Here is an 8,693-nt window from a genome sequence, read left to right as displayed (position 1 = left end):
GGCAACGGCATGATGATCCACGCCCCTGGCCCCGGCGCGGCCATCCGCGAGGAGTCGGTCCACGCACTCGGCGAGGGCGCACTGCGCGGAGCGGTACGACCCGCCTGAGGCCGCCCACCCCGGTCACCCGGTGTGACGAAGATCGCTCAACTCACGCCCGAGTTCGCCCGCATCTGCTCGCGGCGGGCGTTGTTGTAGGCACGCAGAAGATGCTTCGAGACGGGGCACGGCACGGCGTCGAAGTGGCACTGCCGACAGGTGCGGGCGTGTTCCTCATACGTGGCACGGGCCTGTTGCAGGGCTTCCTCGGGCGAGGTCATCGGGGGTCCTCCGAAGGGAACGAACGGTCGCGGAGCATGGAGCTACTGGCGAGTAGCTCCACTCAGAGGAGAGTGGACCATGTTACTGACGGTAGTGGAAACTCGGATTCCGGCCGCTTCCGGGAACCGGCCCGCCCCGCCCGCGCCCCGGTCCTAGACTGAGGCCCGGTCAGGGCCGCGCGGGCGCGGGACCTGCCCACCACGACGGGAGGCCGATGTGACCGACGTGACCGGCGAGGACGAGAAGCGACGCGCGGCGGCGGTGTTCGACGCGCTGGGATCCGGCTACGAGAAGGCGTTCGCCCACTCGGAAGCCCACCACCGCTCGCTGGAGTGGCTGCTCGGGAGGCTCCCGCCCGGCAGCCGGGTCCTGGACGTGGGCAGCGGGACGGGCCGGCCGACGGCCGAGACCCTGACAGGCGCCGGACACGACGTGCTGGGCGTCGACATCTCCCCCGTCATGGTCGCTCTCGCCGGCCGGCAGGTCCCCGAGGCGACGTTCCGGTGCGTGGACGTACGCGAACTGCCGCTGGAGAATGGCTCGTTCCACGCGATCTGCGTGTACTTCTCCCTGCTCCAGCTGGACCGGGCGCAGCAGAGCGCTCTGGTCGCCCGGCTGGCGCGCGCCCTGCTGCCGGGAGGCAGCCTCGTCCTCGCCACCGTGCCGCTGGACGTGGAGGGCGTGGAAGCGGTGTTCATGGGACAGCCGGTGCGGGTCACCAGCTACGCCCGCGACGATCTCGTCGAGATGGTGACGGGCGCGGGGCTGACGGTGCTCGCCGAGGAGAACCTGCTGTTCACCCCCGACCACCCGGAGGCCGTGCCCGAGCCGCACGTCTTCCTGTACTGCGGACGGGAGTAGCGGGCGCCGGTTCGTGGCTCGGCGCCCGGTCCTCAGCCGTCCAGCCGGGCCGCCGCCGCCAGCACCAGGGCCGCCGATCCCGTCCCGAGGAGCGCGCCCGCCACGACGTCGCCCGGATAGTGCACGCCGGTGTGGACGCGCGAGTAGCCCACCGCGCAGGCGAGCAGGCCCAGCGGAACGGCGGCGACGGGGAACGCCGGGCCGACGGCCGCCGCGAAGGCGACGGCCGAGGCGGTGTGCCCGGACGGGAACGACGCGGAGTCCGGCATCGGCACATGCCGGCCCGGGAACGGCGAGTCGACGGACCGGTGCGGTCGCGGTCGGCGGACGAGGCGCTTGCCGAGCAGGTTGGCGCCGGCCGAGGCCACCCCGACGGCCGCGACGCCCAGGGCCGCAGCGCGCCGGGACCGGCCGCCGCGCAGCGCGAGCGCGGCGGCGACGGCGAAGGACAGCTTGGAGTGGTCCGCCGCCGCGGACAGCCGGCGCAGGGCGGTGTCCAGGGTGGGGGTCCTGGTCACGGTGACCGTCTCGTACAGGGCCTGGTCGAGGGTGGCGAGGTCGCGGACCAGGTGCAGCGTGCGGACGCGTGGCTCGGTTCGGCGGTCAGACATCGTGCGTCTCCTGGGTCGTACGGGTGTCGGTGCGGCCGGCGGCGAGGGCGACGATGCGCCGCCAGTCGACGGCCGGGGGCGCGTAGGGGGCGCCGGGACGGTGGCGGGGGACCCGGACCCGGAGCGCGCCGCGCCGCAGCGTGCACACGACCGGGACGGGCAGGTCGAGCGCCTCGCCGTCGACGGCCACCGGGATGTGTCCCTCGGGTGCCTCCACGGTGACCCGGCGGGACGTCACGGAGGTGATGCCGCTGGCGCGTTCGCCGAGCAGGACCAGCTCGGCGGCCTGCCCCGGCCCCTCCACCCGGATGCCGATCACACCGAGCTGTCCGGTGTCCAGACGGGGGCGCCGGCCGCCGCCGAGCGGGTCGGCGCGGGCGTAGGGGTTGTTACTGACGAGGAGGGCCTGCGGGGCGTACAGATGGGCTGTGTCTGTGTGGACGTCGAGGACGGTGCCGCCCTCGCCCGCGAGCAGGTCGGGCAGGTGCTCCAGCGCGGTGGCGGCCTTGGCGTCGCGGTATTCGGGGCTCTGCACTATCTCCGCGTACGCCCCGAAGGACACCGTGTTGACGAAGGGCCGCCCGCCGACGTCGCCGAGGTCGACGCGGAGTTCCACGCCGTCGGTGAGGGCCTCCAGACTGCGCACCGGGTCGGCGCGGTCCAGGCCCAGGTCCATCGCGAAGTGGTTGCGGGTGCCCGCGGCGATGACCAGGAAGGGCAGTCCGTGGTCGGCGGCCACGGAGGCCACGAGCGCCTGGGTGCCGTCGCCGCCCGCGACGCCGAGCAGGTCGGCGCCGTCGGCCACCGCCTGCCGGGCCACCTTCACGGGGTCGGGGTAGGTGTCCGGGCCGAGCACGATCACGCGGGCGCCGAGCGCCTCGGCGCGCTTGACGAGGTCGAACTTCTCGACCTTCCCGCCGCCCGACCGCACGTTCATCAGCAGGACCGGACGCTTCGGGGGCGGGGCCTTGCGGGTGTGCATGCCGCGCGGGCGGCGCAGGTTGCGCAGCGCGGAGCGGGCCGAGGCGAGGGCCGCCGCCCACAGGGCGAGCGCGCCCGCGGCCACGATCCACAGCCCGGACGCGGCGTAGAGGACCAGTACGCCCACGGGTGCGGCCACGGCGAGCAGGCCGCCCAGCAGCCGGGCGCCGCCACGGTGCGCGAGCATCCACCAGACGCCCGCCCCGGCCACCGCGAGCCCGGCGAACCCGGCGAGCAGGATCAGCCAGCCGCCGGAGTCGAAGCCGGAGAAGACGACGGCGACGCAGCCGGCGACCAGCGCCAGGGCGAGCCGCGCCCAGCCTCGGGCCCGGCCGATCCCGCTGTGGGGCCGGCCTCTGCCCGCCGCTCTCTTCGTGCGTGTCTCGTTCACCCTGCGCCCGCCATGGTCCGAGGTCCCCCTGTTCCGCGTGGCCTGCGCCATCGCCCTCCCGTCCGCCCGGACCGCCTGGTTCCGCCTTTGCGTCCATCGTGGGGACGGTGGGGCGGCTCGGCATCCCGGGCGGGTGGTCGCTCAATTGTCCATGCCGCAGCAGCCGTCCGTGTCCTGGGTCCCCGCCGCTGTGTCGAGACGGCAGAAGCAGGACGCCTCGACGGGTACGTCCGTCAGCGCGGCGGCGAACTTCAGCTGCTGGGCGATGATCCGCGCCTCCCCGTCCTTGCCCAGCCGGACGAGGCATTCGTGGAGTCCGTGCAGGGACCAGACATTGCCGGGGTGCTGGGAGGGGCGGGGCAGCGAGTCGTCGAGGCCCAGATCGGCACGGTAGACCGCCTCCGCCTCGGCGATCCGGCCCTGTTCGAGGAGCAGGGCGCCGTAGGCGTGCCGGGTGGGCTGCATCCAGCCCCAGGGCTCGTCGTAGGGAAGGTTGTCGTCGAGCTCGATCGAGCGTTCCAGGGCGGCGAAGGCGGCCTCGTGGTGCCCTTTTCGGTACTCCAGTTCGCCGTCGAGCATGGCGGCGGCGATGGCGAGGATGTCGGCGCAGGTGTTGTTGAACAGCATGCGGGTCCGCGGGACCCGGGCGACGGCCGCCCGCAGCAGCGTGCGTTCGGCCTCCGCCTCGGGGATCCGGCCGGTCGCGGAGAGGGCGACGCCGCGGGCGTAGTGCCGCATCGCGGTCGTCGTGCTGTACAGCCGCGGGTCGGCGGGCGCCGGCAGCTCCAGGATGTCGGCCCAGCGGCCGAAGCGGATCAGCACGTGGACCCGCATCGCGAGGAAGGCCTCCAGCCAGTCCGCCATGGGCGGGCTCTCCACCCGCAGCAGTTCCTCCGGCAGGCACTCCTCCAGCCGGTCGGCGGCCTCCAGGGCGACCTGCGACCGGCCGAGGAACATCGCGCCGTAGATCCTGAAGTGGTGGTTGTGGGCGCGGTAGAGGGTGTAGAAGTTCATCGCGCCGGAGCGGGCCGCGTACTTCTCGTCGGCGGCGATCGCCCGCGTGTTGTCCGACACCACCGCCCGGTAGTCGCCGCACAGCACCTCCAGGTGCGAGGGCATGTGCTGGAGGTGGCCTGCGTCGGGCACCAGGTCGCGCAGCCGGTCGGCGGCGGCCAGGGCCGCCTCGGGGGTCGGGGACATCTCCATCAGGTGGATGTGGAAGTGCAGCAGGCCGGGATGACGGCCCCCGGCCTCCGTGGCGAGCGCCGCGTCGAGCACGGCCCGCGCCTCGCGGGTACGCGCGCCCTCCGCGGGTTCGCCCGTGCGCAGGTCCCACAGCTGCCAGGGCGTCAGGTTCATCAGCGCGTCGGCGTACAGCGCGGCCACGTCGAGGTCGTCGGGGGCCAGGGCGTGGACGGCGGCCATGGCGTCGGCGTAGGGCTCGTTCCACACCGAGCAGTCCTCGGCGGGCCGTTCCTGCGGGTAGCGGGCGCGCAGGGCGCCGATCAGGGCGCGTTCGACGGGGGTGGCGGCTACGGCTTTGTCGTGGGCGAGTTCCACGGCGGCGTGCGTGCGCTCCACGGTCCGGGCGAGGTCCTGGTCGTCGAAGAACTCCCAGGGTTTGTTGTAGTTGGGGCCGAGCGCGTAGGCGATGCCCCAGTGGGCCATCGCGCAGTCCGGGTCGGCACGGGCGGCGCGCTCGAAGCAGGCGACGGCCTCCTCGTGGTGGAAGGCGTACGACCAGACCAGGCCGCGGTCGAACCAGCGCTGCGCCTCGGCGGAGGAGGTGGTGACGGTACGGCGGTGGCCGCCGAGGTCGTAGTACTCCGGGTCCGTGCCCGCGTCGGTGTCCGTGTCGGTGTGCTGCATGGGGCTCCCCTGGTCGCACGGCCGCCCCGCCGGTCCGGGGCCGGTACCGCCCGGAGCGACCTGTGCGGTCACTCCGAGCGACATATACCGTGCGGCCCGGTGGCGGGGCGGCCACTCGCGTCAGGGAGCACCCGTTCGTGCCCGTGCGCGGGGGTTGCCTCGGGTGGGAACCCGGTTACGAACTCTTGGCCGAACGACGCAGGACCACGAACCCGCCGATCAGCAGCAGCGCGCCCGCGGCCGCCGGCCACAGGTTGGCGCCGGTCTCGGCCAGGCCGCCCTGGGCCTGCGGTGCGGGCACCACGGACGGCGTGTCGCCTGTGTCCGCCGCGACCGGGCTCTGGTCCGGGGCCGGGTTCTGGTTCTCGTTCTGGTTCTGGTTCGGAGCCTCGTCCGGGTCCGCCGTCGCGGGGGTGCCGATCTCGCCCTTGGCACCGGTGTCCTGGGCGGGAGTGTCCTTGGCCGGGTTCTCCGCCGCGGGCTCGGTCGCCTTTGCGCTCGGCTTCGTGTAGACGCGGGGCTCGGCGGTACGGGGGGTGTCGGTGGAGCCGGCGCCGCCCGCTGCGGGCTCGGTCTGGGGCTCCTCGGGGTTCTGGGCCGGGGGCTGCTCCTGGCCATCGCCCTGGCCCTGCTCCTGGCCGGGCTCCTGGCCCTGCTCCTGGCCGGGCTGCTCCGCGCCGCCGCCGTTGTCGCCACCGGCATTGTCGCCGCCGCCGTTGTCACCGCCGTTGTCGCCGCCGCCGTTGTCGCCGCCGGCGCCGCAGGTGCGGCCCTCGTTGATGCAGTCGACCATCTCGTTCATCAGGTTCTCGTCGAAGACGTTGATGAAGTCGCCGTGGTCGGTGACCGGCTTGTGCAGCTGCTCGGGGAAGGAGTCCACCGCGAACAGCGGGGTCGTACGGCCGCCGTCCTGGAGGCTCGGCGCGTCGACGTCGTAGACGATGCGCTGCACCAGCTGCGGGATGGCCTTGAAGCCGGCCGGGCAGCTGCCGTCGGCCGCCGCGAACGCCACGTGCGTGCGGTGGTTGGCGCTGTCGATGTTGTTGCCGTCCCAGCAGCTCTGGAAGCTGAACGAACGCACGACGTCACTGCCGTTCGGGCAGAGCGGGTACTTGTCCTTCAGCTGCCGGTCCTCGAAGCCGGTGCAGCTCCAGGAGGCGTTGGCGTTGGCCGTGCCGTTGACGAACGCCTTGGCGTCGCCGGTGATGATGCGCAGCAGCCGGGGCATGGCCGTGACCTCGGAGCGCGGGTTGCCCACGAAGGTCAGGGTGACCTCCTTGGGCGTGACGATCTCGCCCGCGTTGCCCTCGATGCCGCCGCCGGGCGACTGGGCGTCCTGCTCCTGGGTGCCGTTCTGCAGCCGCAGCACGGGCCAGTAGTAGGTGGACTTGTCGCCCTGGTCGACGCAGGTGGTCTCACCGTTGGCGAGGTCGTCGTCCGAGGCGAACGCGTCGTTGGCCTGGTTGCCGACGTAGTCGTGGAAGTGGTGGGCGCCGTTGGTGACGCCCGGCGCGACGATCACGTTGTCGGAGTTGAACAGGCCGTTGGCGTTGACGCCGCAGCTGGTGGCGAAGGTGCCCTGGGAGGGGCCGGCACCGGGGTCGGCGGCCTGTTGGGCGGGCTGCACGGTGGTGATGTCGACGAAGTCGGCGGCCACGGGACCGTTGCCCGCCTGCCCGCCGTTGCCTCCGTCGCCCTGCTGGCCGTCGCCCTGGCCGCCGTTGTCCTGCTGCCCGTCTCCGCCCTGTTGACCGTCGCCCTGGTCCTGGCCGTCGCCCTGGTTCTGGCCGTCTCCGCCGTTGCCCCCGGCTTCCTCGCCCGCGTTGTCGTCAGCGGTGCGCAGGGTGCAGGCGGCGAGGTCGGAGAGGCCCTCCGGGCGGTCGGCCACGCGGTCGATGGCGATGCCGATGCGCTCGAGGGTCGCGGCGCGCTTCTCCTTCAACGGGTTCATCACCGCGTTGTCGGCGAAGCCCGCGTCGTCGCGCACGGCCTGGGCCGAACCCTGGAGTTGCTGGTAGGCCGCGGCTATCTGCTGATCGAGCAGGGCGAGTTCACGGTCCACCTCCTCGCCCGCACCGTCCGGAACCGAGGTCAGCCGGCTGCCCACGTCCGGGCAGTCGATGGTGACGGAACCGGAGGTCCAGGGCCCTTGGTCGTCCTCGGTGGCGGAGGCGTAGACATTCGCGGCCATCAACCCTCCGCCGCCGAGCATCAGCGCGACCGCGGCGAACGTCGCTCGTCGTCCGCCCGTCGGGCGCCTGCGCCTTGTCTGTCCCACGAAGTGCTCCAAAACGTCGTCGGCGGCCAGGACATGAGATCCCCGCGGCTCTATACGCGGCCGGAGCCAGGAGTGTTCAACCGCCCCACGGATTCATGGGAGTTTCTCAGATATCCATGTTTACCCGGGCGTCGGCCCTGAGTGACGGCATCTCGGCGGCGGACGGGGCGGCCGGGGCACCGGAGTCCGGGGCGGCCACGGTGCCCGGTCCGGCCGGACCACCCGGACCGGCCGGACCGGACCGCTTGGGCCGCTTGGACCGCTTGGGCCGGCGCAGGAGGCTGCGTGGGTCGGGAAGCCAGGCAGGGCGGCGCCGGCCGTGCAGCAGGCCCAGGACGATCGCGGCCACCACCGCGACCAGGTGCTCGCGGCCTGCCAGGTTGGGCTTGGCGATCGACTCCCACACCATCGAGCCGCCGGTGAGCAGGAAGACGACGGGGGCGCGCCGGACGACGGAGATGTAGGTGAACAGGCCGACGACCGCGGCGGACGGGCCCGTGTCGAGCACCTGCCCCGCCTCGGGCGGGAGGCCGAAACCCCACCGGTCCGGACCGGCCATGATCATCACGCGGGCGGTGAGGGTGCCGGCCAGCGTGGTCGCGTAGGCGACGGCCAGCGTGCGGGCCCGGCCGAGGCTGTTCTCGGCCAGCGCGAAGGCGAGGAACAGTTGGGTGATGCCGGCCCAGACCGGCAGGTCGAGCGCGGGGACGTAGAGCGAGACCGGGGTGCGCAGGAGGGCCAGCCAGAGGGGCAGGTCTCCCTGGACCCCGCCGACGGCCCGCACGACGTCCGCCCCGGCCGGCCGCTGGGCGAGGGCGTGGAAGAAGATGACGCCCCCGACGGCGACACCGGCGAGCAGCAGCCCGGCGGGGCCGCGCCCGAGCAGTCGCCGTACCGGGTCGGCGAAGATGGTGCGGCCCTCGTTGCGGAGCGTGCGCAGGACGAAGGCCCCGACGCGGGCGGGCAGGCCCGGCGCCCTGTCGCGCACGGCACCGCCCCCGCCGGCCGCACCGCGCCGTTCCTCCACTGGTCGCACGATCGCCACGCTCTTCCCCACCGCTCGCCGCACGCGGGGAGCGGTGCGGCCGTGTCCTGCACCCGTGCGCGCGGTGCCGGCCCGGTCGGCCGGACCCGCGCGCCGGGTCTTACGTCCATAGAGACGCCAGGAAGGCCTGCGGGGATCACTCCGGTGCTGTGATCAGGAAGAACGCCGGCCGCACCCCTCGCGTGGCAAGGGGTGCGGAGTCCCGGCCGGATCGGACACGGGGGAAGTCGGCGCCGGCCGGGAGCGGCCCGGATTCCCTGGGGAACCGGCCGCTCCCCCACCGTAGGACGGCCGCGCCCTGCCCGCCCGGCGGGTGGGCAGGGCGCGGCCGTCCTA

General features: G+C 73.6%; 7 protein-coding genes. 1 reads left to right on the top strand and 6 read right to left on the bottom strand.

What is annotated here, in order from left to right; translation table 11 throughout:
• Positions 1-146 precede the first annotated feature (146 nt).
• Positions 147-320, bottom strand: a complete 174-nt coding sequence (locus tag BZL64_RS40190; protein WP_167396114.1) for a hypothetical protein — start codon at positions 318-320, stop codon at positions 147-149.
• 217 nt (positions 321-537) lie between these two features.
• Here BZL64_RS40190 and BZL64_RS09490 point away from each other — a divergent pair, with 217 nt between their 5' ends.
• Entirely contained in the window at positions 538-1,182 is a 645-nt protein-coding gene (locus tag BZL64_RS09490; RefSeq protein ID WP_391013320.1) for a class I SAM-dependent methyltransferase, read from the top strand.
• Positions 1,183-1,214: 32 nt separating this feature from the next.
• Here the strand turns inward: BZL64_RS09490 and BZL64_RS09485 are convergent, their stop codons facing one another.
• From BZL64_RS09485 to BZL64_RS09465, 5 genes are all read right to left on the bottom strand, one after another.
• A complete protein-coding gene (locus BZL64_RS09485; protein WP_086768024.1) occupies positions 1,215-1,793 on the bottom strand; it encodes a phosphatase PAP2 family protein in 579 nt (192 codons plus the stop codon).
• Complete coding sequence (locus BZL64_RS09480) at positions 1,786-3,165, bottom strand: diacylglycerol/lipid kinase family protein (RefSeq protein ID WP_244205272.1); 1,380 nt, start codon at positions 3,163-3,165, stop codon at positions 1,786-1,788. The genes BZL64_RS09485 and BZL64_RS09480 overlap by 8 nt, the downstream gene beginning before the upstream one ends.
• Positions 3,166-3,306: 141 nt before the next feature.
• Entirely contained in the window at positions 3,307-5,034 is a 1,728-nt protein-coding gene (locus BZL64_RS09475; protein WP_086768020.1) for a hypothetical protein, read from the bottom strand.
• 175 nt (positions 5,035-5,209) lie between these two features.
• On the bottom strand, positions 5,210-7,225 hold the full coding sequence (locus BZL64_RS09470) for a DUF1996 domain-containing protein (RefSeq protein ID WP_086768018.1): 2,016 nt from the start codon (positions 7,223-7,225) through the stop codon (positions 5,210-5,212).
• Between the two features lie 193 nt (positions 7,226-7,418).
• The gene (locus tag BZL64_RS09465) at positions 7,419-8,348 is read right to left on the bottom strand and encodes a hypothetical protein (RefSeq protein WP_425276028.1); all 930 of its coding nucleotides are present in this window, start codon (positions 8,346-8,348) and stop codon (positions 7,419-7,421) included.
• Positions 8,349-8,693: the final 345 nt, after the last annotated feature.

The organism is Streptomyces bobili (genome assembly GCF_002154575.1).
Classification (GTDB): domain Bacteria; phylum Actinomycetota; class Actinomycetes; order Streptomycetales; family Streptomycetaceae; genus Streptomyces; species Streptomyces bobili.
This window is presented reverse-complemented; position numbering and strand designations above follow the sequence as displayed.

What these genes read in the sequence shown, in the direction of transcription:
- BZL64_RS09485 (WP_086768024.1), bottom strand. Translation starts at nt 1,793, where the DNA reads ATGTCTGACCGCCGAACCGAGCCACGCGTCCGCACGCTGCACCTGGTC.
- BZL64_RS09475 (WP_086768020.1), bottom strand. Translation starts at nt 5,034, where the DNA reads ATGCAGCACACCGACACGGACACCGACGCGGGCACGGACCCGGAGTAC.
- BZL64_RS09470 (WP_086768018.1), bottom strand. Translation starts at nt 7,225, where the DNA reads ATGGCCGCGAATGTCTACGCCTCCGCCACCGAGGACGACCAAGGGCCC.
- BZL64_RS40190 (WP_167396114.1), bottom strand. Translation starts at nt 320, where the DNA reads ATGACCTCGCCCGAGGAAGCCCTGCAACAGGCCCGTGCCACGTATGAG.